Raw genomic sequence first — 25,195 nt, forward strand, 5'->3', positions numbered from 1 at the left:
CTCAGCGAGTCCCCCCGGCGGCAGCGGGTGTCGTGGACGCGACGCTGTCGGCGGTCACCGGCGTGACCCGCTCGCCGACCGCCACCATGCCGGCCCCCAGGGTGATCAGGCGCACCGGATCGGGCAGGCCGCTCACCCGAGCGGTCTCGAGGTCGGCATCCACCAGCGTGACCGGGGTCTGCACCACCCGGTCATCGGCGTCGAGGTGCTTGACCACCAGCTCGCCAGCGGGGTCGAGTGCCAGCAGGGCAGGCGAGAGGCGGTGCACCCGGCGCTCGGGCAGGGTGATGGCCAGGGTGGCGCTGGCACCGGCCAGGCGGCGCCCCTCGGGGTTGTCGGCGCTGACCTCGACCCGGAAGCTGCGTGTCGCCTCCTCGGCACGACGGGCCACCATGCTGACTTCGCCGCTCAGCCGCGAGCCATCCAGCAGCCGCAGCTCGGCGGGCTGGCCGGCCGCGAGGGTGAGGGCGTCTCGCTGGGGCGCCCAGGCCACCGCGGTGAGCCGCGAGTCGTCCAGCAGCCGTCCCCAGGCCTCGCCTACCTGCACCAGTTCGCCGAGCTCCACATCGAGTCGGTCCAGGGTGCCGGAGAAGGGCGCCTCGAGACGGGTATCGTCGAGCTGGCGCTGCAGCGCGGCAAGCTCCGCCGCGGCGCGACTCGTCTGGGCCTGCCGGCGCAGGTAGTCGGGGCGTGAGATCAGCTTGCGACCGAGCAGGGACTCGGCGCCGGCGAGCTCCGCCCGAGCCAGTGCCAGGTCGTCCTCGGCCTGGGCCAGGCGCGCGGGCAGCTCCTCACGGGCCAGCGCCAGCATGAGCTCGCCCGCCTCGACCCGGCTGCCCTCGGCCACCGGCAGTGTCGCCACGTGACCGGACTGGCGGGCGCGCAGCTCCAGTTCGCGGTATGCCTCGAGCTCGCCCTGGAGTACCAGGGTAGGGGCATGGGGCTCGGCATCGCGAATCGCCACCTCGACCCGCGGCGCGTCGGCCTCGGGGGCCTGCTGGCCCTCCGGCGGGGCATCGCGAAATCCCTGGATGTCGCCGAGCAGCAGCCAGGCGAGCAGGGCGATGACCAGCCCGATGGCCAGCAGGGCGGGGAAGGGGGGAAGGCGACGGCGGGGCATGCGGTGTGATCCATCAGCGGCATGAAGGGCGCCAGCATACTATTCTCGGGAGGTATCCTCATACAGCCGTTTGTCGCACCCGGGCGCTTCCTTCACTCCTAGGTCGCATTGAGTTTTGTGCACTGCAGGCATAACATTCCAGCGGTTTGCACGGCGGTCCGGCTGGATCGCCCCACGGTGACAACCCGCGCGTTGACAACCCAAGGAGCCCCCATGAAAGCACCCGTTCGCATTGCCATTACTGGCGCCGCCGGCCAGATCAGCTATTCCCTGGCCTTCCGCATCGCCTCCGGCGACATGCTGGGCAAGGACCAGCCGGTCATCCTGCAGCTGCTCGAGATCACCCCGGCCATGGACGCCCTGAATGGCGTGGTCATGGAGCTCAACGATTGCGCCTTCCCGCTGGTGCAGGAGATCGTCGCCACCGACGATGCCAACGTCGCCTTCAAGGACGCCGACTTCGCCCTGCTGGTGGGTGCCCGTCCGCGCGGCCCGGGCATGGAGCGCAAGGACCTGCTGGAAGCCAACGCGGCGATCTTCTCCGTGCAGGGCAAGGCGCTGAACGACAACGCCAGCCGTGACGTCAAGGTGCTGGTGGTGGGCAACCCGGCCAACACCAACGCCCTGATCGCCTCCTGCAACGCGCCGGACCTGGATGCCAAGCAGTTCACCGCCATGACTCGCCTGGACCACAACCGCGCCCTGACCCAGCTGGCCCAGAAGACCGGCAAGCACGTCAACGATGTCGAGAGCATGATCATCTGGGGCAACCACAGTGCCACCCAGTACCCCGACATCGCCCACTGCAAGGTGGATGGCAAGCCCGCCGCCGAGCTGGTCGAGCGTGACTGGTACGAGAACACCTTCATTCCGGACGTGCAGCAGCGCGGTGCCGCCATCATCAAGGCCCGTGGCGCCTCCTCCGCGGCCTCCGCGGCCTCTTCCGCCATCGACCACATGCGCGACTGGGCGCTGGGCACCGACGGCAAGATCGTGAGCATGGCGATTCCCGCCGACGGCAGCTACGGCGTCGAGCCGGGCATCATCTACTCCTACCCGGTGACCTGCCAGGGCGGCAAGTACGAGATCGTCCAGGGTCTGGACGTCGATGCATTCAGCCGCGAGCGGATGAACGCCACCGAGCAGGAGCTGCGTGAAGAGCGCGCCGCGGTCGAGCACCTGCTGGGCTGAACCCCAGTTTGAAGCTGTAAGCTTTAAGCCGTAAGAAAAACCCCGCCAGGCCATGCCTGAGCGGGGTTTTTGTATTGCCGTCCCTCTGCCGTTGTCTGCCTACCGTCAGGGACTGTCCCTTGGCACCTGCGCCCGGATCAGTCCCTCAGGCTGATGATCCTCCAGCCGCGGGCCTCGGCCACCTCGCGCAGGCTGGGGTCGGGGTCGACGGCCACCGGGTACTCGACGACCTCCAGCAGCGCCAGGTCGTTGTGGGAGTCGCTGTAGAACCACGCCTCGTCCAGGGTCTGGTCCTTGTCGGCCAGCCACTCCTCCAGGCGCTTCACCTTGCCCTCGCGGTAGCTGGGCGTGCCGCTCACCCTGCCGGTGTAGTGGCCGTCGACGATCTCGGGCTCCACCGCAATCAGGTCATCGACGCCCAGCCGCTCGGCGATGGGGCCGGTGATGAAGCGGTTGGTGGCGGTGATGATCAGCAGGGTGTCGCCGCGGGAGCGGTGGCGGGCCAGCAGCTCCTCGCCCTTGTTCAGGATATGCGGCTCGATCTTGCTGGCCATGAACTGCTGGTGCCAGGCGGCGAGCTGCTCGGGGCTGTTCTCGGCCAGGGGCCTGAGCGCGACTTCCAGGAAGGCGTGGATATCCAGGGTGCCGGCCTCGTAGTCGGCCAGGAAACGGTCGTTGGCCTCGCGGTAGGCCACCGGGTCGACGGCGCCCTGCTCGAGCAGGAACTCGCCCCAGGCATGGTCGCTGTCGATCGACAGCAGGGTATTGTCCAGGTCGAAGATGGCCAGGCTCACGGAAACTCCCCAGATAGCTGACAAGGTGGATGGAAAGCCGGCGATTATGGCAGATGGCGTGATCCCCTGCATCACTGCGGCGGAAGGCGTATTGATGCGCTTCACGGCCTTGTGGAAGAATGGCGGCAATACTGGATTCAACAAGGTGAAGTCCGTGATCGACGCTGACGGCTTTCGCCCCAACGTTGGCATCATCATCGCCAACGACCAGGGGCAGCTGCTTTGGGCGCGTCGGGTAGGGCAGAATGCGTGGCAGTTTCCCCAGGGAGGCATCAAGGCTGACGAGACACCCAAACAGGCGCTATTTCGAGAGCTCCATGAGGAGATCGGCCTGTGCGCCGATGACGTCGAGATCCTTGCCTGCACCCGGGGGTGGCTGCGCTATCGCCTGCCGCGACGCATGATTCGCACGCATTCCCGGCCGGTGTGTATCGGCCAGAAACAGAAGTGGTTCCTGCTCCGGATCCGCTGCCAGGAGAGCCAGATCTGCATGGATCTTTCCGAGAAGCCGGAGTTCGATGGCTGGCGTTGGGTCAGCTACTGGCATCCGCTGGCGCAGGTGGTGCCCTTCAAGCGTGAGGTCTATCGTCGCGCCCTGAAGGAGCTCTCGCCGCGCGCCCAGCGCCTGGCGCTGGGGCACGGCTAGCGCCTGAGGGGCCAGCGATGGTAATGAACCACGGCCGGGGGAGGGAGTCTCACGGCCGAGGTCCTGGCTATCTCTCGGCACCATCGTCTGGCGTCCAACTACAACACCGTGCAACGACAACAGAACGTCCAACGACAACAGGGATACCCGCTCGACATGCTCGAGGTCTTGCGCCGCATCATCCAGGAAGTCAACGGGGCCCGCAGCCTGGACGCGGCGCTCTCCACCATGGTGCGCCGCATTCGCAAGGCGATGCAGACCGACGTCTGCTCCTTCTACCTGTTCGACGAGGAGATCGACCGCCTGGTGCTGATGGAGACCATCGGCCTGCGCACCCAGGCGGTGGGACAGGTCACCCTGCCCATCGGCGAGGGGCTGGTGGGCCTGGTGGCCAGGCGCGAGGAGCCGCTCAACCTGGAGGATGCCCGGGCGCACCCCCAGTTCCTCTACTTCGAGTCCACCGGCGAAGAACGCTACTTCAGCTTCCTCGGCGTGCCCATCATCCACCAGCGCCGCATGCTCGGTGTGCTGGTGGTGCAGCAGGCCGAGAAGCGCCGCTACGGCGAGGAGGACGAGGCCTTCCTGGTCACCATGGCCGCCCAGCTGGGCGGCGTGCTGGCCCATGCCCTGGCCACCGGCAACCTGACGCGGCCCAGCCTGGAGGGCCAGGTGCAGTTCAAGGGCGTGGCGGCCTCGCCGGGGATGGCCATCGGCGAGGCGGTGGTGATCGCTCCGCCCGCCGACCTCGACAGCGTGCCCGACCTGATTCCCACCGATGTCGACTACGAGATCACCCGCCTCAAGGAGGCGATCAGCCGTGTGCGCGAGGAGATTCGCGCCGCCGCCGCCCGCCTGGCCAACCGCATCTCCGCCCAGGAGCTGGCGCTGTTCGAGGTCTACCAGCAGATGCTCAGCGAGGCGGCGCTCTCCCAGGAGGTGGTGAAGCGCATCCGCGAGGGGCAGTGGGCGCCGGGGGCCCTGGCCGATGTGGTCAAGCGCCATGTGCAGTATCTTGAGCGGGTCGACGACGACTACCTCCGCGAGCGCTCCGCCGACGTCCGCGACCTGGGCCGGCGGGTGCTGGCCCACCTCCAGGAAGAGACCCCCCAGACTCCCAGCGTCTATCCCGAGCGCACCATCCTGGTGGGGGACGAGCTGAGCGTGGCGCTGCTCGGCGAGGTGCCCCGCGAGAAGCTGGTCGGCCTGGTCTCGGTGCGCGGCTCCAGCACCTCCCATGTGGCCATCCTGGCCCGGGCCATGGGCATCCCCACGGTGCTGGGCATGGTCGACCTGCCGCTGCCGCGACTCTCCGGGGCACAGCTGATTCTCGATGGCCACCGCGGGCGGCTGTTCATCCGCCCCGGCCAGGAGCTGCTGACCCATTACGCCAGCATGATGGCCGAGGAGGAGGCGCTGGCCGAGGTGCTCGAGCATGAGCAGCACCTGCCCAGCCGCACCCCGGACGGTTACGACATGCCGCTGATGGTCAACACCGGCCTGGCGGTGGACGCGGTGGCCTCGCTCAAGCCGCGCATCAGCGGGGTGGGGCTGTACCGTACCGAGGTGCCCTTCATGGTCACCGAGCGCTTCCCCGGCGAGCAGGAGCAGACCCGCCTCTACCGCGACCAGCTCGAGAGCTTCGCGCCGCTGCCGGTGGTGATGCGCACCCTGGATATCGGCGGCGACAAGGACCTGCCCTACTTTCCCATCGAGGAGGCCAACCCCTTCCTCGGCTGGCGTGGCATCCGCGTGACCCTCGACCACCCCGAGGTGCTGATGGTGCAGCTGCGCGCCATGCTGCGTGCCTCCCAGGGGCTCGACAACCTGCAGGTGCTGCTGCCCATGATCACCAATGTCGACGAGGTCGATGCCGCCCAGCGGCTGCTCGAGCGCGCCATCGTCGAACTGGGCGAGGAGGGCGTGGTGGTGACGCGTCCCAGGGTGGGGGTGATGATCGAGGTGCCGGCGACGCTCTACCAGCTCGACGCCCTGGCCGCACGCGCCGACTTCTTCTCGGTGGGCAGCAACGATCTGACCCAATACCTGCTGGCGGTGGATCGCAACAACCCTCGGGTCGCCGACCTCTACGACGCCTGCCATCCGGCGGTGCTCTCCGCCATGGCCACCCTGGCCAGCGAATCGCGGCGCCTCGAGATGCCGGTCTCGGTGTGCGGTGAGCTGGCAGGCGACCCCGCCGGCGCGCTGCTGCTGATGGGCATGGGCTTCGGCGCCCTCTCCATGAACGCCCCCAGCCTGCCACGGGTGCGCGCCGCCATTCGCCGCGTGTCGCTGGAGGATGCCCAGCAGCTGGTGGCCCAGACCCTGCGCCTCGACTCCCCCGGCGAGGTGCGCCGCCACCTCGACCTGCGCATGGACGAGTGGGAGCTTACCCACCTGCTGCCGCCCAGGGATTGACCCGGCCTCGTTGCCGTAGGAGCGCGATTTATCGCGCGTTGCTTTGGCCATCGCCGAATAATCGCTCCCACCATTCGGCCATGGGAGCCACCATCAAGGTGTAGCCCGCATTGTGGGAGCCCGATTTATCGGCGATGAGGGTTGGCGCCGCTGGGTGGTCCTGTCGCTATCCTGTAAGCGCGTGGCGGCATTCGTATCGCGCAGAATCTGCGCTCCTACATGCTGAGCCTTGTTTCACCCTCTTCTACGCCCCCCGGCCCGAAGCGCCTCTCGCCGATCTCCATGCGCCCGCTGGCGTGCCAGCCGAGCCAGGTCATGGCCCGGGTGCCGTACTGTTCGCCGATGATGAAGGGGGAGGAGAGGGTTCGCTCCAGCTCGAGGCCCACGCCGGTATCCGGCAGGGCGCGGTCATCGGCGGGGTGCGGGTCGGCCATCACCGCCAGGGCGTCTTCCGGCCAGCGGCCGTGGCGCAGGGCGGTGCCAAGCCCCTGGCGGGCGTCGATCAGCTTCGGCCAGGGGGTGTCGAGGGAGGCGTTGGAGAGGCCGTGGGTGCCGAGCGGCACCTCGCGAAGCACGCAGCCCTCCCGTCCGCGGTGCAGATGCCACAGCCGCTCGCCGTCGCCGGCCAGCAGGTTGAAGCCGGCATGGCGCAGGGCGTCGCCACGCTCGAGCCGGGCCAGCCAGCCGCCAAGGTCGGGATGGGTGAGCGCGTCATACACCAGGCCGCCGCGGCTCGGCGCCCCGTCGGGCACACGCAGCTCGGGGTCGCGCACGTTGGTCAGCGCCGCGAAGCGCCCGCGGCGATGCACCGCCAGCCAGGTACCACCGGCTTCAAGGTCGCGCCCGCCGATGATCTCGGGGGCATCGTCCCAGGCGGCCAGCGGTGCGGCGGGGCGGGCGTGGAACTCGTCGCGGTTGGCGACCAGGCGCAGGGGCCAGGCGCTACCGGGGCGGTGGTCGAAGGCAATCAGGCACATGCGGCCAGCTTAGCGGCTCGCTGCCGGGCGGGGAAGCGCCTGCGATGACAGCGCCCGTGAGCCGGCGTACACTCGAGCGCTACCTCGTTAACGGCCAAGGATGACGGATGCGAGACGAGTCGAGGCGCGCCCGGCGCCTTCCAATACTCATCGTGATGGCGCTGCTGGTCCAGCTGCTCCTGCTGCTGGCCGGTGGCGGTATCCTGCTGTTCCACACCGGCGGGTCGGCTGCCTGGCTGATGGTGCTGCTGCTGGTCGCCAGCCTCAACCTGATACTGGTGGTGCTGCAGCCCAGCTGCTGGCGGCGCGACCCGCAGGCCGAGCCGCCCGCCGAGGCCCCCGAGCGACGCCGAATGGTGCAGGACTCGGTTGCCGAGCCCTCGGTGACCGAGGAGCGGCTGCGTCGGCAGGTGCGCGACCTGGAAGACGACCTCGCGCACCGTGAGCAGCGGCTCTCTCGTCTGGCGGCCGGGCGTGAAAGGGCCCGCGAGGAGTCGCGGCTCAAGTCGGACTACCTGACCCTGATGAGCCGCGAGCTGCAGCGGCTACGCCTGCGCATCGAGGAGCTTGCCGGCGAGCAGGCGCCGACCCCGGCGGCCGGTCACCGCATGGCCGATGAGCTGCGCGAGCGCCTCGCCGACCTGACCGAGCTGCTCGAGGGGCTGGCCGGTGAGCGCCAGCCGCCATCGTCGCGTGCGGCCGCTCGCCCGGGCCGGGTGCTGATCGTCGACGATGGCCCGGTCAACCTGATGCTGGCGCGGCAGGTGCTGGAGCGCGAGGGGCTCGAGGTCACCACCGTGACCTCGGGGGCCGAGGCCCTGGCCCTGCAGGAGGAGGAACACTTCGACCTGGTGCTGATGGATATCTTCATGGAGGGCATGGACGGCATGGAGGCGAGCCGCCGCTGGCGCGAGCACGAGCGTGCCCGGCACGTCGCCGCCGGCAGCGTGCTGGTGGCGCTGACCGCCAACGCCAGCGATGCCGACCGCCGGCGCTTCGCCGAGGCCGGGCTGGATGACTTCCTGGCCAAGCCCTACCGCCCCCAGGAGCTGGTCGAGCGGGTCGCCCGCTGGCTCCCCGAGCGCCTGGTGGAGCGCGGCACCCCATGAGCCTGCTGCCGGTGATTGTCGGCTACCTGGCACTGGGGGCCGTGGCCGGGACCATGGCCGGGCTGTTCGGCGTGGGCGGCGGGCTGATCATCGTGCCGGCGCTGGTCTTCGCCTTCGGCCTGCAGGGCGTGCCCGCGGAGGTCACCATGCACCTGGCGGTGGGTACGTCGCTTGCCACCATCGTGGTCACCGGTGCCTCCTCGGCCTGGGGCCACTACCGCCGTGGCAGCATCCATCGCCAGTGGTTCCTGGCCCTGCTGCCCGGGCTGCTGCTGGGGGCCGTGGCCGGGGTATTCGTCGCCGACGGCCTCTCCGCGGGTAGCCTCGGCACGCTGTTCGGTGTCTTCGTGCTGGTGATGGCGGTGCGCATGGCGCTTTCGCGTGGGCCACGCCCCGGCAGCGTGGCGCCGGGGCGGGCGGTGATGGCCGCCGCCGGCGGGGTGATCGGCGGCGTCTCGGCGCTGTTCGGCATCGGAGGCGGCACCCTCTGCGTGCCCTGGCTGACCCGCTGCGGGGCGCCCTTGACCCAGGCCGTGGGCACCTCCGCCGCCTGCGGGATTCCCATCGCCCTGTTCGGCGCGGCCACCTTCATGGTGCTGGGCTGGGGCAATGCGCTGCTTCCCCCCGGCGCCGTGGGCTTCGTGATGTGGCCGGCCCTCGCGGGCATCGTGCTGGCCAGCGTTCCCTGCGCGCGACTCGGCGTGTGGCTCGCCCATCGCCTGCCGGCCAGGGTGCTGCGCCTGGCCTTTGCCGCCCTGCTGGCCTCCGTCGGCCTTACCTTCGTGATTTGAGGATTCCATGCTTTCCTATCCTGATATCAACCCCGTAGCGATCTCCCTCGGCCCCTTCCAGGTTCACTGGTATGGCCTGATGTATGTGGTGGGCTTCGTCGCCGCCTGGTTCCTGGGGCGTCGCCGCGCCGCGCGCATCGGGCTTTCCCCCGACGACATCGGCGACCTGCTGTTCTACGCCGCCCTGGGCGTGGTGCTGGGCGGCCGGCTGGGCTATGCGCTCTTCTACGGCCTGGACCAGTGGCTGGCCGACCCGCTGTGGATCGTGCGGGTGTGGGATGGCGGCATGAGCTTCCACGGCGGCCTGCTCGGCGTGCTGGTGGCCGCCTGGTGGTTTGCCAGGAAGAAGGGCCTGGCCTTCCTGACCCTCACCGACTTCGTCGCCCCGATGGTGCCCATCGGCCTGGGGGCCGGGCGCATCGGCAACTTCATCAATCGGGAACTGCCCGGCCGCGTGACCGAGATGCCCTGGGGCATGCCGTTCCCCGGTCTCGGGCCCGAGGCGCGTCACCCCAGCTCGCTCTACGAGGCGGCTCTGGAGGGGGCGGTACTGTTCGTGGTGCTGTGGTTCGTTACCGCCACCCCGCGCCGCCGCGGCCTGGCCTCGGGACTCTTCCTCGCGCTCTACGGCGCCTTCCGTTTCCTGGTCGAGTTCTACCGCCTGCCGGATGCCCATATCGGCTACCTGGCCTTCGACTGGTTCACCATGGGCATGCTGCTGACCATGCCGATGATCGCCGCCGGCCTGGGGCTGATCGCCTGGTCGCGCCGCCAACCCGTCGATGCCCGTATCGGCACCCCGTAGGAGCGCGATTTATCGCGCGATACGGTAGAATTTTGTCCCTGCATTCATCAGCCAGAGAACACCGTGACCGACGAAACCCTGCCCGCCCTGGAACAGCCCTACCTCGACCTGATGCGCCAGGTGCTCGACCAAGGGGTCGAGCGCGATGATCGCACCGGGGTAGGCACGCGCTCGATCTTCGGCCACCAGATGCGCTTCGACCTGGCCCGCGGCTTCCCGCTGCTGACCACCAAGAAGCTGCATACCCGCTCGATCTTCCACGAGCTGCTGTGGTTCCTGGCCGGCGACACCAATATCGCCTACCTCAAGGAAAATGGCGTGCGGATCTGGGACGAGTGGGCCGACGACAACGGCGACCTTGGCCCCATCTACGGCTATCAATGGCGCAGCTGGCCCGACCCTCGCGGCGGCCACGTCGATCAGATCGCGCAGCTGCTCGAGCAGCTGCGCGTGAATCCCCGGTCGCGGCGGCTGATCGTCTCCGCCTGGAATCCCGCCCTGGTCGACGAGATGCAGCTGCCGCCGTGCCACTGCCTGTTCCAGTTCTATGTGGCCAATGGCAGGCTCTCCTGCCAGCTCTACCAGCGCAGCGCCGATATCTTCCTGGGCGTGCCCTTCAATATCGCCAGCTACGCCCTGCTGACCCAGATGGTCGCCCAGGTGGCGGGCCTCGAGCCCGGCGAGTTCATCCACACCCTGGGCGACGCCCACCTCTACCTGAACCACCTGGAGCAGGCCGAGGAGCAGCTGGCACGCACGCCGCGCCCGGCGCCCAGGTTGGTGCTCGACCCGAGCGTCAGCGACCTGTTCGCCTTCGGCATCGAGCATATCGCCATCGAAGGCTATGATCCCCATCCGCATATCAAGGCCGAGGTGGCGGTATGAGCCAGCCTGACCCCGTGTCCCAGGACACCCTCATCCCCGTCGCCATGATCGCCGCCATGGCGAAGAACCGCGTGATCGGCGTCGACAACCAGCTTCCCTGGTACCTGCCCGAAGACCTCAAATTCTTCAAGCGCATGACCCAGGCCAAGCCTCTGGTGATGGGGCGCAAGACCTTCCAGTCCATCGGCCGGCCGCTGCCCGGGCGGCTCAATATCGTGGTCACCCGCGACAGCGAGTTTGCCCACGACGGCGTGCGCGTCTGCCATGACCTGCCATCCGCCCTGGTCCTAGCCGACCAGCAGGCCATCATCGATGGCGTGGAGGAGATCATGGTGATGGGCGGCGGCGAGATCTACGCCCAGGCCCTGCCCCATGCCAGCCGCCTCTACCTCACCGAGGTGGATGTCGAGGTGGAGGGCGATGCCCGCTTCCCCGAGATCGATTCCGCCGAGTGGGAGGAGGTCCAGCGCGTGCCGGGCAGCCCCGCCGAGGGACAGCCCGCCTACGACTTTGTCGAGTATCGTCGTCACGAAGGGTAGCGCCGCGCGGCTGTCGGCGGCCGACGACATTTGTCATGGGCGCGCATCTGGCACAGACTTGATGGTAACGCCTGTATCACAGAGCCTGCGGGAGGAGACCGGTTTGGCCGAGCAACGCCTACACTCGCTGCTGGACGCCCTGGATGGGCGTGCCCGATCGCTGCTGGAGCGCCTGGCCCACGAGCGCGAGGCGCGCCGTCACGCCGAGGCCGTGCAGGGCGAGCTGGCCCAGCGCCTCGCCGAACTGGAGCGCCGCCTGGCCGAGGCCGAGGCCACCCGCCTGGAGCTCACCGAAGCGCGCCACGAGCTGGCTGAAGAGTGCCGCGAACTCGACGAGCAGAACCGCGAGCTCGAGGCCCATAACCGCCACCTCCACGAGCGCTTGGCCGGCGGCGAGCCCCCCGAGGGCGGCTTCCGCCCCGGGCGTCGCTCCCAGGGGCTCTCCGCGCTGATCGGGCGGCGGCCCGCGGCGCCCGATGCTGTTCCCGCAGACCCGCCCGCAGAGAGTCGCCACGAGGAGGCCGTGTCGCCCGCCGCGGCCGAACCGGCGGCGCCATCGGACACCACCGAGCGCTTATCCAATGATCAAGCCTCTGGAGAGTCAGAACTTCCCCAGGAGCCGCAGGACGCTCGCCAGGATTCCCTGGCCATCGGCGAGGCCCCCTCTCCCCAGGCCCTGCTCGACGACTGGTATGCGCGCTATCCCGCCGCCTTCTTCAAGGGCCATACCCGCCCGCTGATGGTCGGCATCCACGAGGTGCTGGCCAGCCGCGAACCCTGGCCCGAGAAGCTGGTGCGCCGCGCGCTGGCCTGCTACGTCAACCTGCCGCGCTACCTCAAGGCGGTGCGCGTGGACGCCGAACGCATCGACCTCGACGGCCAGCCCGCCGGCAAGGTGGATCCCCAGTCGGCCGATCACGCCCACCGCAAGCTCGACCGCCTGCAGGGCGAGAAGCGCAACACTCAAGGCCGCAAGGCCCAAGGGCGCCAGAACAACAAGGGGCGCGGCAAGCCGGCCGGGACATCGGCCGCGGCGCAAGCATCAGCTAACGGCAAGCCGAAGCAGGGCGCCAAGGGCAAGCCGTCGTCCAGAGGGCCGGGCGGCAGTGCCGGGCCGGCCCCTAAGCCTGCCCCCGAGCGTGGCGAGCCGGCGCCCGCCACCATGGAAGAGAAACTCTCGGCCCTGCTGGCCAAGCATAACGGCCGCTAACTCCCCGCCAGGCAAGCCATTTTCCAACGCCCATCGCTCGCCATGTCGTTATCGAACGGCGTTGGTAGGCGTTGACTTGTGTTCGTCATATCGGCAAGGCATGATGCAGCAACCGCCGTGAGGCGAGTGTTTGCAAGCGCAAGGGAAAGTTCCGTGGGGGAGGTGCATCGCGTAGGGAAACAGTGTTTTTTCTTCTTGCGTTCCCCCAGAACCCGGTATAAGGTTCCTCTTGCGAGCATTGGACTATAACAAGGCTTCGCCGAAGCTGGCTCGCATCGGCGCCCTCCGCGAGGAGGCCAGCCGCTACGAACCGGCGCAGACCGGCAAAGCCGCCGAACCGCCATAGAGCGGACGGCAACAAACGATCGAAACAGACTGCTAGTCAAAGGAACGTCATCATGAAAAAGACACTGTTAGCGACTGCTATTGCCACCGCCATGGTCGCCTCCGGCGCCCAGGCTGCCACCGTCTACAACCAGGACGGCACCAAGCTGGACCTGTACGGCAACCTGCAGATTGCCTACAAGTCAATCGAGACCGCTCAAGCCGATGGCTCTGTCGACTCTGAAGGCGAAGTCTTCGATAACGGCTCCACCTTGGGTGTCTCCGGCGAGCACATGATCAACGAAGGTCTGGCCGGCTACTTCAAGTATGAGTTTGAAGGCGACGCAGACGAAGCCAAGAATAACGGTGGCCTGAACAGTGGTGACCAGGCTTATATGGGCCTGAAGGGCACTTTCGGTGATGTGCGCCTGGGTTCCTGGGATCCGCTGATCGACGACTGGATCCAGGATCCGATTACCAACAACGAGTACTTCGACGTCTCCGACTCCAATGGTCGTATCGTGGGCATCGAAAACACTCGTGAAGGCGACAAGCTGAGCTATATGTCTCCGGCGCTGAATGGTTTCCAGTTTGCCGTGGGCACTCAGTACGAAGGTGATGCCGAGGGAGTTGGTAGCGAAAGCATTGAACCCTCTACCGGTGGCAGCGCAACTGTCACTCAGGATAGTGGCAGCAACGCTTCCTTCTTCGGTGGTCTGAAGTACACCGCTGGCGCCTTCTCCATCGCGGCTGTCTACGACAACCTTGACAACAACGACGGTAGCTATACCGGCGTTGACAGCAATGACATCGCCATCGGTGGTGACTTCGACGCTGGCGAGCAGTACGGTATCACCGCCCAGTACGCTATGGCCACTCTGCGAGTGGCCCTGAAGCTGGAGCGTTTCGAGTCCGATAACGACCTGCTCGCCGACACCAACTACTACGGTCTGGGTGCCCGCTACGGCTATGGCATGGGCGACATCTACGGCGCCTACCAGTATGTCGATGTAGGCGGTGACAACTTCCTCGATACCGCCGACGATGCCTTCACCAGCGGTGACTGGCCCACCGAGCGTGAAGACGAGAGCTACAACGAAGTCGTGATCGGCGCCACTTACAACATCTCCGATGCCATGTACACCTTTATCGAAGGTGCCTGGTACGACCGTGAGCAGGACGAAGACGACGGCGTTGCCGTTGGCGCGGTCTACATGTTCTAAACCGCTCGGTCGCAGGGCCTGACCCTGCCCCGATGGGTTTCGACATCGAAAGCCGATCCTCAGGGGTCGGCTTTTTTTATTTATCCACCTGATCAGCGAGGTTCCATGAACAAGCCTATCGTGATCGCCGGCCTGCTGACCCTGGGGCTCGCCCTGGCCGGCTCCCCGGCGCTGGCCAGCGAGATGCAGGATCGTTTCCGCGAGTCGGGCAAGCAGCTCGACCTGACCGGCTTTCTGCAGGCCGATAACGACGCCCGCAGCCGCAGCTTCCTCTACGGCGGCGTCCAGGAGCACGACTTCACCGTCAAGGAGAGCGGCACCTACCGCTTCGCGAGCCGGGTGCCGATCGGGGAGTCCGAGGCGTATCGCATCGAGGCGCTGCTGCTCGATAAGCAGGGCAACGTGCTGGCTCGCAGTGAGGGGCTGGGCCAGAACGGCGGCCTGAGTTTCCAGCAAACACTTGAGCCCGGCGACTATGTGCTGCAGGTGCAGGCCAACAAGTTCGGCACGGTGCGCCGCGGCGGCAACAGCTTCTCGTTGAGTGTCTCCGGCGTGGATGTCGAGCAGGGTGTCTCAGCCGGCGAGGGTATCGTCTTTACCGGTACCAGCCGCGAGGGCGGTCGTAGCGCCTTCGTGCGCCGCCCGGATGTGGTGGCCGCCATCGCCGCGCCTGCGGCCAGCGAGTCCGCAGAGGCGTCGCAGCCGGCCCGGGCGGATGCCCAGACAGCGGCAGCCGAGCCTTCGGCGCCCACCATGCCGGCAGCCGCCTCGGCCGACAGCCAGGCGGCGACGGCGGCGACTGGCGCCACCGCGGCACCCGAGCCCCAGCCTGCCAAGGGCTTCGAGCGGGTCGTCACCGACGTCAAGATCCGCGCCCGCGGCGAGGTGCTGAGCTTCGAGGTGCTGGAGGCGGGTACCGTGGCCATCACCACTTCCACCTTCCCCGGCAACGAGGGCACCTACCGCATCGAGGCCGAGGTGGTGGACGAGCGCGGGGGCGTGGTGGCAAGCGATGCCGGCGAAGGCTTCGACGGCGACGTCGACCTGCGCACCGAGCTGAAGCCGGGGCGTTACACCATCCGCGTCAACGGCCAGAAGTTCGGCTCGGCGATGAGTGGCGTCAACAACTATGAGCTCGAGGTGCGGCAGCTGGATCGCCGCTGAGGCCGACCTAAGCTGCCGCTCATCCTTGTTTCCCGAGCGGTTGCACGCAAAAGCCCCGGCCAGATTGGCCGGGGCTTTTGCTTTCTAACGTATGCTCCCACGCGTGAAAGCTCGATTGATCGGCGATTGAATTCCACCCTCAGAACTTCGTCGGAAGGCCCGTTCGGCCGTCATCGGCAGGCTTAGAAGCTGTACTTGACCATGCCCTGCAGGCGTACCGCGTCGCCGTCGCGGCCGTCGACCACCTCGCGGGTATGGTAGGCGGCCTCGATGCCATAACTGACGCGCTGGATGGGTGACCAGATGTAGTTCAGGTGCACCGCCTCGAACTGCTCGTTGGCGCCTTCCACCCCGGCGATGCCAGCGTCGCGGGCATCGTCCAGGTCCGCCTGGGCGATACCGTAGCCCAGGTTGATGGCGCCGTGGCCGACGGCCAGGCTCATGCCCACGTTGGCACCCCAGGCCTCGATGGTCTCGACGCTGTCGCCCTCCAGGTAGGCCGGCGCCGAGGGGTTGTTCTGCATATATTCGCCGATGCCGTCGCCCCAGGTCAGCGCGCCGCGCAGGGTCAGGGTGTCGCTGGCCGGGTAGCGGGCCGCCAGGTTGAGGCCATAGCCGGTGGCGCTGTCATCGACGCCGTTGACCTCCTCGACCTCCAGTTGGCGGGCCATGGCGGCGGCGGAGTAGTGCAGGCCGGCGGCCTGGTTCTGGTAGCGCAGGGTCAGATCGGGCAGGCCGGTCTTGCCTGACTCGTGTTCGCTATAAACGCCCCGTGGGTGCTCGACTCCTTTCGGGTTTAACCAGTTGACCGCTACGCCATCCTTGTAGTCTTCCGGATCCGGATTCTCCAGGGCGATATGCCAGTTGTTCCAGGAGTAGCGCAGCTGCGCCTTGCGCCCCACCTTGCTCTGGCCCGGCTGGGGTGCGAGGTCGATGGTCGGGGTCTTGCCCAGCAGACTGCCGAAGTTGGTCCAGGTCTTGCCCGCCGTGATGCCGTTCCAGCTGCCGAAGGCGTGACGCAGGCGCAGATCGCCGCCTTCCGGGGCGTTGTCGAACCAGTCCACCTCGACCATGGTGGTCAGGTTGCTGCCGCCCATGGGAGTGGCGGTCTTGAAGCCCAGGCGACTCTGGTAGGCGTGCATGGTGGTATGACCGTCGCTGCCTTCCTGACCGTCGATCAGGATACGCGGACGGGCGGCCAGGTCGCCGAGCTCGTTGTCGACGTCGTAGATCATGTCCAGCTTGGCGTAGCCGTAGACGCTAGCCTGGGTGTCGCCGAGCTCGAAGTCGACGGCGTGGGAGGCCGAGGCGATGGCCAGCGCCAGGGTGCTGCCGGCGAGCAGCGTGGCGTGCTTGAGGCGGATGGGGGCAGTCATTGGCTTTTCCTTCTTGCGGGACGCCCAGTGGGCGGAAACGGCTCGGCGACGCCTGCGGGTTCCCTTGATGATTCCGCTTGCCGCCGATGGTTGTCATGCTAACCACCCCGGCGTGCCGGGCCCACAGTCGAGTCGAAGGAAAAGCTTGATATGAGTCAAGTAGAAGAAGGATCATAGGATTCTTGCAAGCTGGGTAGATAATCCTGCTGAAACAGTCGATTAAGAAAGGATTAACGCCCTGCCCGGGGTCATCCTTGCGGTGGGAAGTCGCCGGCTTGACGCAAAAAGCCCCGGCCAGTGGCCGGGGCGGAAGGATCGAAGCGTTCTGCTTGTACTGACGGATGCTATTGCCAGCATGGCGGGGCGAGTCCCGCCATCGGTCAGCTTGTTAGAAGCTGTACATCACCATGCCCTGGATGCGAACGGCATCGCCGTCGCGATCATCCTTGGTCTCGCGGCTGGCCCAGCTGGTCTCGATGCCGTAGCTGACACGCTCGGCCGGTGACCAGATATAGTTCAGGTAGGCGGTTTCATGGGTATCGGTGCCATCGATTCCTTCATCGTCGAGGTCGACTGTGGCGACGTTATAGGAGGCGTTGATGGCGCCCGGGCCGGCCTTGATGCTGGCGCCGATGGTGCCGCCGGTGCTCTCCAGGGTCTCGAGATCACCGTTGTCGGCCACATAGGCAGGAGAGGTCTGCGGGCTGACGTTCATGTAGCCCCCCAGGCCGTCGCCGTGGGTCACGCCGGCGCGCAGGGTCACGGCCTCGTTGACCGCCATAGCCGCTTCCAAGGCGATACCCCAGCCAAAGGCTGAGTCGTCATTGACGGTGGCATTGGGATCCTCTTCGGCATCAAACTCCAACTGGCGCAGCACCGCGGAGGCCGAGTACTTGAAGGGACCGGAGGTATCGGTATAGCGCGCTGTCACGTCCGGCAGCTCGCTCTTGGCAGTGTCTGCGGATGTTTGAACCACACCATTTGCAGTGGTCTCTGAGCCACCCAGGGTATCCGGATCCTCGATGGATGCCGAGAAGTTGCCGGCGGTATAGCGCAGCTGCGGCTGACGCGCCTGGTTGCCGACCCCGGGAGGACCGGTGAAGTCGATGGTCGGGGTGCCGGCCACGAAGCCGTAGAAGTTGGTCCAGGTCTGGCCGGCCAGGATGCCGCCCCAGGAGCCGTAGGCGTGACGCAGACGGAAGGAACCGCCGCCGCTGCCGTAGAAGTCACCCTCGATGCGAGTGACCAGGTCGCTACCGGAGACCGGAGTAGTGGTCTGGAAGCCGATACGGCTCTGGTAGGCGTGCATATTGAAGTGGCCGTCCTGGCTGGGCTCGTCGTCCAGCTTGATGTTGCTATGGCCGATGGAGTTACCGAGATCCGCATCCACATCGTAGATGATATCCAGCTTGGCGTAGCCGTAGACGCTGGCCTTGGTGTCGCCGACCTCGAAATCCACGGCGTGGGAGGCGCTGGCCACCGCCAGTGCCAGGGCGGAGGCGGTAAAGATCGATGCCTGCTTGAACTTGTTGTATTGGGTCACTTGCTGTTCCTTGAATCGTCTGGCCGCGCAAGGGCGGCGTTATTATGTGGGTCCTGCGATGCATGCCGAACTCACGGATCGGCAGTGCGGCTGACGTAAACGTCAGGGTGAAAGTAACGAGACGTTGCGTTGATAACAACGCCCTGAATGCCCAAGGCGACCAAAGTAGTAGGAACTTCCTGACGAAATGGGAGCGCACCTGTCGGCTTCGCACGGGCATTCCGCCGCGGGTTTCTGCCGGCTCGGGAGCGGTTACGTTCATGGGGAGAGTGACGGTTCCGGGGGAAAGGACCGACGATCGGAGGTGACGGAGAGGAGGCGAAAAAATCGGAAAACGAAGAAGGTGGCGCCCCCTTCAGGATTCGAACCTGAGACCTTCCCCTTAGGAGGGGGACGCTCTATCCAGCTGAGCTAAGGGGGCAACACGCGGCGCATTATAGGGAAATGCGTCGCCGAGGGGAACCGTGGTGCCGGCGACAGCGGCCTGCATGCGGTTTGCCTATTGCTTCGGCTGCTGCGGCAACCTGCCCCATACCGCACCAGATAACATGAACTTAATATTCCCGGCGCTTATAAACGCACACCTAAAAGAAGATGAGCACGGGATCCATGACTAGCAAATTGCCACGCCGCCTGCCGCTGGCGGCCCTTGTTGCCGCCGCGGCCTGGGGCTCGCTTGCCCAGGCACAGGGCACCGATACCCTCACCACCATCGTGGTGGAAGGCACCCGGCAGGTGCCTGGGGAGCTGTCGCTATCGCCCAAATCCTCACCCGCACCGGCGGCCGATGCCGGTGAATGGCTGCGGCGCCTGAATGGCGTCGAAGGCATTCGCATGGGTGGCCATGGCCTCGACCCGGTGATCCGCGGCCAGCAGGGCAACGCCCTGAATGTCCTGATCGACGGTGGCTATGTGTTCGGTGGCTGTCCCAACCGCATGGACCCGCCCACCGCCTATGCGCCGCTGCAGAGCATCGATCGCGTGACGGTCAGCAAGGGCGTGACCACCCTGCAGCATGGTGCCGGGGGCAGTGGCGGTACCGTACTGTTCGAGCGCAGTGCGCCCGAGTTCGAGGGCGATGCGGTCGGGCAGCAGGGCAGCGTGGGCGCCAGCTACGACGATAACGGTGAGCGTGTCGACTTGTATGCCAACCTGGAGGCCGGCAACCGGCAGGGCTACCTGCAGGTGTTCGGCGAGCACCAGAACGCCAGCGACTACGAGGATGGCGACGGGCAGCGCATCCACAGCGGCTTCGAGACCACCAGCGGCGGCATCACCCTGGGCCTGACGCCCAGCGAGAACACCGAGCTGGCCCTGGGCTACGAGGCGGTGCGCGAGCGCGACGTCAAGTTTGCCGGCGCCGGCATGGACTCCCCCGAGAGCGACAACGACACCGTGCGCCTGCGCCTCGACCATGCCTTCTCCGATACCCTGAGCATGGAGAATCGGCTGCAGGTCACCACCATCGACCATGTGATGGACAACACCTCGCTGCGTGCCGCGCCCGTAAAGATGGGAATGCCGATGAAGATGCGCTCGCCCACTGAGTCCGACACCTTCACCTGGAAGAGCATGTTCACGCAGCAGCTGGCCGACAGCGACCTGCGCTACGGGATCAATGTGCTGCACAACGAGCGTGACGCCGAGATCATCAACGATTCCACCGACAAGCTGATGTTCAACTCCTGGCCGGATGTGACTACCCGCCAGGCCGGCGCCTTCGCCGAGCTGGATCACTACCTGGGCGAGCGCACCGTGGTCAGCGGCGGCCTGCGGGTGGATTACTCCGAGGCCAGCGCCGATGGGGCCAACGATCCATCCGAGAACCCGATGAATGGCGGGTTGCCGGCAGCCACCTTCTACAACAAGGTCTACGGCGTCGAAGGCGATCTGGACCATGATGACTGGCTGGTGGGGGCCTTCCTGCGTGGCGAGCAGCGCCTCAACGAGTCCGACAGCGTCTTCGCCAGCCTCAGCCGCGCCGAACGCGATGCCGATGCCACCGAGCGCTACTCCGCCAAGAACGATTGGGTCGGCAATCCAGAACTGGATCCTGAGGTGCACCACCAGTTGGATCTGGGCTTCGAGCGCCGCCTGGATATGGCCGGCTTCGAGGTGGTGGCCTTCGCCGACCGCGTCGACGACTACATCTTCCGGTCAGCGAATGCCGATGGGGTCAGCACCTATCGCAATATCGACGCTACCCTCTACGGCCTGGAGCTCTCCGGCGACCTGCGGTGGGCCCGTCACTGGGAGACTCGCGGCCAGCTGAGCTGGGTGCGCGGCGACAACCTCGATGACGGCGGCGCGCTGTCGGATATCGCCCCGCTGCGTGGCCGGCTCTCCCAGTTCTATGTGGCCGATGCCTGGGAGGCGGGCCTGACCGCGCGCTTCTCCGACGACCAGGACCGCCTTGGCCCGGATGAGGTCGCCACCGCCGGCTATGTGGTGCTGGATGCCGAGGCCGCCTGGCAGTGGCAGGCACTGACCCTGCGCACCGGCGTCAGCAACCTGCTGGACAAGACCTACAGCGACTTCCTGAACCGTAATCGCTCCAGCAGCGACCCCTTCCTCGGCAGCGATCCGGAGAGCGCGGAGCTGCCGCTGAACGAGCCGGGGCGCAGTGTCTGGCTGGCCGTGGACTACGCCTTCTAGGGGGCATCGCCCTGGAAGAAGACGCGGTTCTCGCGCAGCAGCGTGGCCGAGTGCCTGGCCTGGCGGGCCAACTCGACCTGCTGGCGGCGCGCCAGGGTGCGCGCCAGTCGCTCCAGGGCCGCGGCGGCTTCCAGCGGGTCCTGGCGCAGCCGGGTGACGCGACGCAGGCTGGCCGCCAGGCGGCGCCGGGTGCCCGGGTCGGCCTGGTTCTGGCCCTGACCCTGACTATAGTGACGCAGCGCCTCGAGGGTCTCGCCCAGGGTCAGGGCGGCGAGGCTGGCGTCGACCACGCGGTGGGTCGCTTCGCCCTGCAGGTGGGCCCAGTGCACCAGGCGCATCACCCGATGGTAGAGGCGCGCCTGCCATAGCGCTTCGCGCTGGCTATCGCCGCGGGAGGCGAGGGTCTCCAGCTCGTGGAGCATCATCGCCTCGAGGTGGCGTTGGCGACGCCGGGCATTGGTGGGAAAGATCAGGCGGAAGGCGATCAGCGCCAACAGCGGGCCGGCCACCACGGCCAGGGCCAGGGCCAGGGAGTGGCCGAAGGAGCCGGTGAGCGGCAGGCTCGGCTGGGAGAGCAGCAGCAGGATCATCACATAGTCCATGGAGCCGTTCTGGGTGCGCCGATGGGAGAAGGGCACCACCGTCACCAGGATCAGCGGCAGCATCATGGCGACCAGCTGCCATTCGGCGCTGGCCAGGGGCCAGGCCAGCCAGCGCAGGGCCAGCGCCAACAGCGCACCCACCGCCTGCCAGGCCAGGATGCGGCGCATGATCCAGGCGGGGTTCTCGAAGGTGGAGAACAGGGTCACCATCACCGAGGTGCCCAGCATCACGTAGGCCCCGGCGGACCAGCCGGTGGCCACCCAGGCCAGGCCGATCACCAGCAGCACGCCGGTGGTTCGCAGCATCGCATGGCGGGCGTGGATCCAGTCACGGTGGCGGGTCACCTGGCGGCGACTCGCGTCGCGGTCGGTGCGGCCGGTATCGCGAAACTGCTGGCGCTGGGTCAGGGTGGTGGCCAGCCGCCCGAGGACCTCGCCCAGGGCCGGATCCCCCGCTTCGGCCAGCTGGCGGGCGCGGGCCAGATGGTTCGCCACCGCGGGCAGGGGCTCGGCGTTATCCATGGCGAGTGCCGCCTCCGCCACGGCCTCGCGGACGGCCTCCTGGCGGGGGCCGTGCTCGCGACGCCGGATCCACAGCAGCGCGGCGGTCAGGGCGGCGAGGATCGCCCGCTGGGAGCGCGCCGAATGGCGTGCACGCCGCGAACCGGCGGCGCTGGGCTCCAGTTCGGCCTCGAGGATGGCGATATCGGAGAGCAGCTCGTTGGGGGACAGGCGGGTGCTGCGTGGTTGCGGGCCCAGCCGTTGGGCCAGCAGGTGAAGGACCCGGGCGGTGCTGCGCCGGCCGCGCTCCTCGAGCTCGCTGCGCGAGGCGCGGGGCGTGAGCGCGAGTCCCACCACCAGCGCCATGATCACCCCGACCAACACGGTCAGCAGGCGGTCGGCCCCCAGCGCCAGGATGTTCATGCCGGAGGCGGTGCCGAGCAGGGCGACCATGGAGGCGGAGTAGCCCGACAGCAGGGTGGCATAGGCGATCATGCTATGCAGGGCGTTGCCGATGCCGGCGCACAGGCCGACCCACAGGGCCAGGCCGATCACCAGCCAGAGCAGGCTGTCGCCGGTGGCGAGCAGCAGAAGCAGGCCCACCGCGGTGCCCACCAGGGTGCCCAGGGCACGGTAGAAGCTCTTCTCGACCAGCAACTCACGCACCGGCTGGGAGGCGGCCCATACGGTCATCGCCGACCACTGGGGGTGCTCCAGGCCGATCGCCCAGGCCACGCTCAGGGCCAGGCAGGCGGCCAGGGCCGTGCGCAGGGAGAAGCGCAGCCGCTCGAGATCGAAGCCCTGGCCGGAGAGCCAGCGTGAGAGAGGCATGGACGGTCCTCGTAACTATTAGCCGACTATTTTATCACGCGGCCCTGTTTGGTGAAGCCGGCGTCGCGGGCATGAGCTCGGCGCCGCTTGCGGGTAGAATGCCGCCATCCCCGTTCAAGGTAGCTCGATGACCGCGCCCCCGTCCCCCCCTTCGTCTCCGCTCTCCGTCCATGGCGATCGCCACTTCGATGGCCTGGCCGACAAGTTTGCCGCCAGCCTCTACGGCGGCGTCCGGGGTGAGCTGCGCCTGGCGCTGCTCGACCAGCTGCTGCCGGAGATGCTCGAACTCGACGGCCAGCCGCTGCTCGACGTAGGGGGCGGCCTCGGCCAGCTGGCGGCTTGGTTTTCCGAGCGCGGCCATGCGGTGACCCTGGCCGAGCCCTCCGCCGAGATGCTGAGGCGGGCCCGCGAGGCGCTCCTGGAAACATCAGCGGGGCGCGAGGTCACCTTCCTGCAGGCGCCGCTGCAGGCGCTGCCCGAACGCGCTGCCGGGCCCTGGTCGCTGATCGCCTGCCATGCGGTGCTGGAGTGGCTGGGCGACCCGCGGGGAGCGCTGGCCACCCTGGCGGGCCTGCTGGCCCCGGGTGGGCAGCTCTCGCTGATGGTCTTCAACCGTGATGCCCTGCGCTTCTCCAATGTGGTCAAGGGCAATCTGGAGAAGGCCCTGGCAGACCGCCTTGAGGGCAAGGGGTTGCGCCGGCGGCTGACGCCGATCTCGCCGCTGACCCACGCCCAGCTCATGGCCTGGAGCGACGAGCTGGGTCTTGAAGTGCGCGGCGTGGCGGGCGTGCGGGTCTTCCACGACTACCTGCGCCACCCGCCGGAGAGCGATGCCGACCGCCAGGCGCTGCTGGCGCTGGAGCGGCGCTACTGCCGGGCCGAGCCCCACTGGCGACTGGGCCGCTACCTGCTCTATACCCTGGTGCGCCCCGGCGCATCGTCTTCTTCCACCGAGGAGTCCCTGTGATGAGTGCCGAGACGGTGCGTGCCGAGAATCCTGTCTGCCAGCTGCTGGAGCGCCAGGCCGCCGACTATCGCGGCTGGTGGTGGGTGGCGCCGCCCCGGGATGCCTGGCTCGAGACGGGACAGGGCAGGGCGATCAGTGCCGACCTGGCGGTGCGCGAGGCGTGGCAGGCCGCCGGGCGCTCGGCACTCTCGCCCTTTGCGGCGGGATCCGCAGGTGATGTGGGTACGCCGGCCGGGGTGGTGCTGTTCTGGCCCAAGAGCCATGCCCTGGGCGAGTGGTGGCTGCTGTGGCTGTGCGCCACGCTGCCCGAGGGCACCCCGCTGCAGCTGGTGGGCGAGAACCAGGGCGGCATCAAGCGGGTGCTCAAGGTGCTGGCCGCCCTCGGGCTGGGCTGCCGCAAGCTCGATAGTGCGCGGCGCTGCTCGCTGTTCGAGACCCGCCTTGGGCGTGTGGGCATCGACCCCGATGCCGCCTGGACCACCTTCGATGTGGAGCTGGACAGCGAGCGCCTGACCCTGGCCAGCCACCCCGGGGTGTTCGGCCATGGCAAGCTGGATGACGGAACCCGGCTGCTGATCGAGACCCTGTCGGGAGAGGGGAGGGCGCCCATCGGTCTTGCGGGCGATGTTCTCGATCTGGGCTGCGGCGACGGCATCCTCGCCGCCTGGCTGGCGCGCCAGGGGGCAAGGGTGACCGCGGTGGACGTCAACGCCTTCGCGGTGGAGGCGACCCGGCGCAGCCTGGCGGCCAATGGCCTGACGGGGGAGGTGGCCGAGAGCGATGTCTACTCGGCGCTGGATGGGCGGATCTTCGATGCCATCGTCAGCAATCCGCCATTCCATCAGGAGCGGGCCATCGACTATGGCCCCGCGGCGCGGCTGATCCTTGATGCCCCGGCGCACCTGCGGCCCGGCGGCCAGCTTGTCATCGTCGCCAACGCCTTCCTGCCCTATCCCGACCTGCTCGAGCGGGCCTTCGGTGGCTTCGAGATCCTCGCCGACGACCGTCGCTTCCGGGTCTACCGGGCGATCAGGCGCTGATCAGGCGACGTGGTCGTGATGTTGCGTGATGTCACCGCGTCCGGCGAGCAGGCCTTCAACGGAGATATCCTCATCGAGATCATCCCAATGCAGGCCCTTGCCCGAATAGCTGATACGACATGCGTCGCGTTCGGCAGGGCTGGCATGCAGCAGGCGCGGGAACCAGGCCAGCGGAATGCCCAGCGTCCGGCCGTCGTTGAGTTCGACCCACATGGTGTAGTCATCAAAGCTGACGGTCTTGGCGGAAATGCTCATTCCATGCCCTCTCGATTTCACTACGGTGCTCTTCGACCAGTTGCATGAGCTGTGAGAGCTGCTTTCGATTGTAGCCAGCGCTGCTGGCGATAGCGACCCGGGGTTCCAGCCAGATCTTGGCTTCGCCATCGCCACTCTCCGCATGGATATGTATCGGCTCCAGCGGATTCCCCTCGTTGGAATAGAAGAAGAACCTTATCCCCTTGTAGCGGAAGACGACCGGCATGGCATG

At 67.4% G+C, this 25,195-nt stretch carries 22 protein-coding genes and 1 tRNA gene; 14 read left to right on the top strand and 9 right to left on the bottom strand.

Going from position 1 to position 25,195, the window contains the following annotated elements; all coding sequences use genetic code 11:
• Position 1 precedes the first annotated feature (1 nt).
• Positions 2–1,120: an efflux RND transporter periplasmic adaptor subunit gene (locus RAN53_RS04560; protein ID WP_305795627.1), complete on the bottom strand. Its 1,119-nt coding sequence runs from the start codon at positions 1,118–1,120 to the stop codon at positions 2–4.
• A gap of 213 nt (positions 1,121–1,333) precedes the next feature.
• On the opposite strand from RAN53_RS04560, the gene RAN53_RS04565 reads away from it, so the two are divergent.
• Positions 1,334–2,311 (top strand): malate dehydrogenase, encoded by a 978-nt coding sequence (locus RAN53_RS04565; RefSeq protein ID WP_305795628.1) that lies wholly within the window; start codon positions 1,334–1,336, stop codon positions 2,309–2,311.
• A gap of 137 nt (positions 2,312–2,448) precedes the next feature.
• On the opposite strand, the gene RAN53_RS04570 is transcribed toward RAN53_RS04565, so the two are convergent.
• The gene (locus RAN53_RS04570; protein ID WP_305795629.1) at positions 2,449–3,105 is read right to left on the bottom strand and encodes an HAD family hydrolase; all 657 of its coding nucleotides are present in this window, start codon (positions 3,103–3,105) and stop codon (positions 2,449–2,451) included.
• 154 nt (positions 3,106–3,259) lie between these two features.
• Between RAN53_RS04570 and RAN53_RS04575 the strand changes: the two genes are divergently transcribed.
• Both RAN53_RS04575 and ptsP read left to right on the top strand, forming a co-directional pair.
• Positions 3,260–3,751 carry an RNA pyrophosphohydrolase gene (locus RAN53_RS04575; RefSeq protein WP_305795630.1) on the top strand — a complete coding sequence of 164 codons (492 nt, stop codon included), beginning with the start codon at positions 3,260–3,262 and terminating at the stop codon, positions 3,749–3,751.
• A 156-nt stretch (positions 3,752–3,907) separates the two neighbouring features.
• Positions 3,908–6,166 carry a phosphoenolpyruvate--protein phosphotransferase gene (ptsP, locus tag RAN53_RS04580; protein WP_305795631.1) on the top strand — a complete coding sequence of 753 codons (2,259 nt, stop codon included), beginning with the start codon at positions 3,908–3,910 and terminating at the stop codon, positions 6,164–6,166.
• Between the two features lie 215 nt (positions 6,167–6,381).
• Here ptsP and RAN53_RS04585 read toward each other — a convergent pair whose 3' ends face one another.
• Complete coding sequence (locus tag RAN53_RS04585; protein ID WP_305795632.1) at positions 6,382–7,143, bottom strand: NRDE family protein; 762 nt, start codon at positions 7,141–7,143, stop codon at positions 6,382–6,384.
• Positions 7,144–7,250: 107 nt separating this feature from the next.
• Between RAN53_RS04585 and RAN53_RS04590 the strand changes: the two genes are divergently transcribed.
• The 8 genes from RAN53_RS04590 to RAN53_RS04625 all read left to right on the top strand — a co-directional run bounded on the left by RAN53_RS04590 (position 7,251) and on the right by RAN53_RS04625 (position 15,193).
• Positions 7,251–8,252, top strand: a complete 1,002-nt coding sequence (locus RAN53_RS04590) for a response regulator (RefSeq protein ID WP_305795633.1) — start codon at positions 7,251–7,253, stop codon at positions 8,250–8,252.
• Complete coding sequence (locus RAN53_RS04595; RefSeq protein WP_305795634.1) at positions 8,249–9,043, top strand: sulfite exporter TauE/SafE family protein; 795 nt, start codon at positions 8,249–8,251, stop codon at positions 9,041–9,043. The genes RAN53_RS04590 and RAN53_RS04595 overlap by 4 nt, the downstream gene beginning before the upstream one ends.
• A gap of 7 nt (positions 9,044–9,050) precedes the next feature.
• A complete protein-coding gene (gene lgt / locus RAN53_RS04600) occupies positions 9,051–9,848 on the top strand; it encodes a prolipoprotein diacylglyceryl transferase (RefSeq protein ID WP_305795635.1) in 798 nt (265 codons plus the stop codon).
• 111 nt (positions 9,849–9,959) lie between these two features.
• Complete coding sequence (locus RAN53_RS04605) at positions 9,960–10,733, top strand: thymidylate synthase (protein ID WP_305795763.1); 774 nt, start codon at positions 9,960–9,962, stop codon at positions 10,731–10,733.
• Entirely contained in the window at positions 10,730–11,272 is a 543-nt protein-coding gene (locus tag RAN53_RS04610; RefSeq protein WP_305795636.1) for a dihydrofolate reductase, read from the top strand. Before RAN53_RS04605 ends, RAN53_RS04610 begins: the two co-directional genes overlap by 4 nt.
• A gap of 103 nt (positions 11,273–11,375) precedes the next feature.
• Positions 11,376–12,482 (top strand): ProQ/FINO family protein, encoded by a 1,107-nt coding sequence (locus RAN53_RS04615; RefSeq protein ID WP_305795637.1) that lies wholly within the window; start codon positions 11,376–11,378, stop codon positions 12,480–12,482.
• 398 nt (positions 12,483–12,880) lie between these two features.
• Positions 12,881–14,029, top strand: coding sequence for a porin (locus tag RAN53_RS04620; RefSeq protein ID WP_305795638.1), 1,149 nt, complete (start codon positions 12,881–12,883; stop codon positions 14,027–14,029).
• 105 nt (positions 14,030–14,134) lie between these two features.
• Positions 14,135–15,193, top strand: a complete 1,059-nt coding sequence (locus RAN53_RS04625) for a hypothetical protein (protein WP_305795639.1) — start codon at positions 14,135–14,137, stop codon at positions 15,191–15,193.
• A gap of 182 nt (positions 15,194–15,375) precedes the next feature.
• On the opposite strand, the gene RAN53_RS04630 is transcribed toward RAN53_RS04625, so the two are convergent.
• The 3 genes from RAN53_RS04630 to RAN53_RS04640 form a co-directional block, all read right to left on the bottom strand.
• A complete protein-coding gene (locus RAN53_RS04630) occupies positions 15,376–16,569 on the bottom strand; it encodes a hypothetical protein (RefSeq protein ID WP_305795640.1) in 1,194 nt (397 codons plus the stop codon).
• A 388-nt stretch (positions 16,570–16,957) separates the two neighbouring features.
• The gene (locus tag RAN53_RS04635; RefSeq protein ID WP_305795641.1) at positions 16,958–18,112 is read right to left on the bottom strand and encodes a DcaP family trimeric outer membrane transporter; all 1,155 of its coding nucleotides are present in this window, start codon (positions 18,110–18,112) and stop codon (positions 16,958–16,960) included.
• Positions 18,113–18,456: 344 nt separating this feature from the next.
• Positions 18,457–18,533, bottom strand: a tRNA-Arg gene (locus RAN53_RS04640).
• A gap of 188 nt (positions 18,534–18,721) precedes the next feature.
• Between RAN53_RS04640 and RAN53_RS04645 the strand changes: the two genes are divergently transcribed.
• Positions 18,722–20,767, top strand: coding sequence for a TonB-dependent receptor domain-containing protein (locus RAN53_RS04645; protein WP_305795642.1), 2,046 nt, complete (start codon positions 18,722–18,724; stop codon positions 20,765–20,767).
• Here RAN53_RS04645 and RAN53_RS04650 read toward each other — a convergent pair.
• Complete coding sequence (locus RAN53_RS04650) at positions 20,764–22,701, bottom strand: FUSC family protein (RefSeq protein WP_305795643.1); 1,938 nt, start codon at positions 22,699–22,701, stop codon at positions 20,764–20,766. The genes RAN53_RS04645 and RAN53_RS04650 overlap by 4 nt on opposite strands.
• Positions 22,702–22,828: 127 nt before the next feature.
• On the opposite strand from RAN53_RS04650, the gene RAN53_RS04655 reads away from it, so the two are divergent.
• Both RAN53_RS04655 and RAN53_RS04660 read left to right on the top strand, forming a co-directional pair.
• Entirely contained in the window at positions 22,829–23,668 is an 840-nt protein-coding gene (locus tag RAN53_RS04655; protein WP_305795644.1) for a methyltransferase domain-containing protein, read from the top strand.
• A 14-nt stretch (positions 23,669–23,682) separates the two neighbouring features.
• Positions 23,683–24,708: a methyltransferase gene (locus RAN53_RS04660; protein WP_305795764.1), complete on the top strand. Its 1,026-nt coding sequence runs from the start codon at positions 23,683–23,685 to the stop codon at positions 24,706–24,708.
• Here RAN53_RS04660 and RAN53_RS04665 read toward each other — a convergent pair whose 3' ends face one another.
• Positions 24,709–24,963, bottom strand: a complete 255-nt coding sequence (locus RAN53_RS04665) for a DUF2442 domain-containing protein (protein WP_161431434.1) — start codon at positions 24,961–24,963, stop codon at positions 24,709–24,711.
• Positions 24,932–25,189, bottom strand: coding sequence for a DUF4160 domain-containing protein (locus RAN53_RS04670; RefSeq protein WP_305795645.1), 258 nt, complete (start codon positions 25,187–25,189; stop codon positions 24,932–24,934). The genes RAN53_RS04665 and RAN53_RS04670 overlap by 32 nt, the downstream gene beginning before the upstream one ends.
• Positions 25,190–25,195 lie beyond the last annotated feature (6 nt).

The sequence above is a fragment of the Halomonas sp. SSL-5 genome, from assembly GCF_030708455.1.
In the GTDB taxonomy this organism is placed as follows: Bacteria; Pseudomonadota; Gammaproteobacteria; order Pseudomonadales; family Halomonadaceae; genus Halomonas.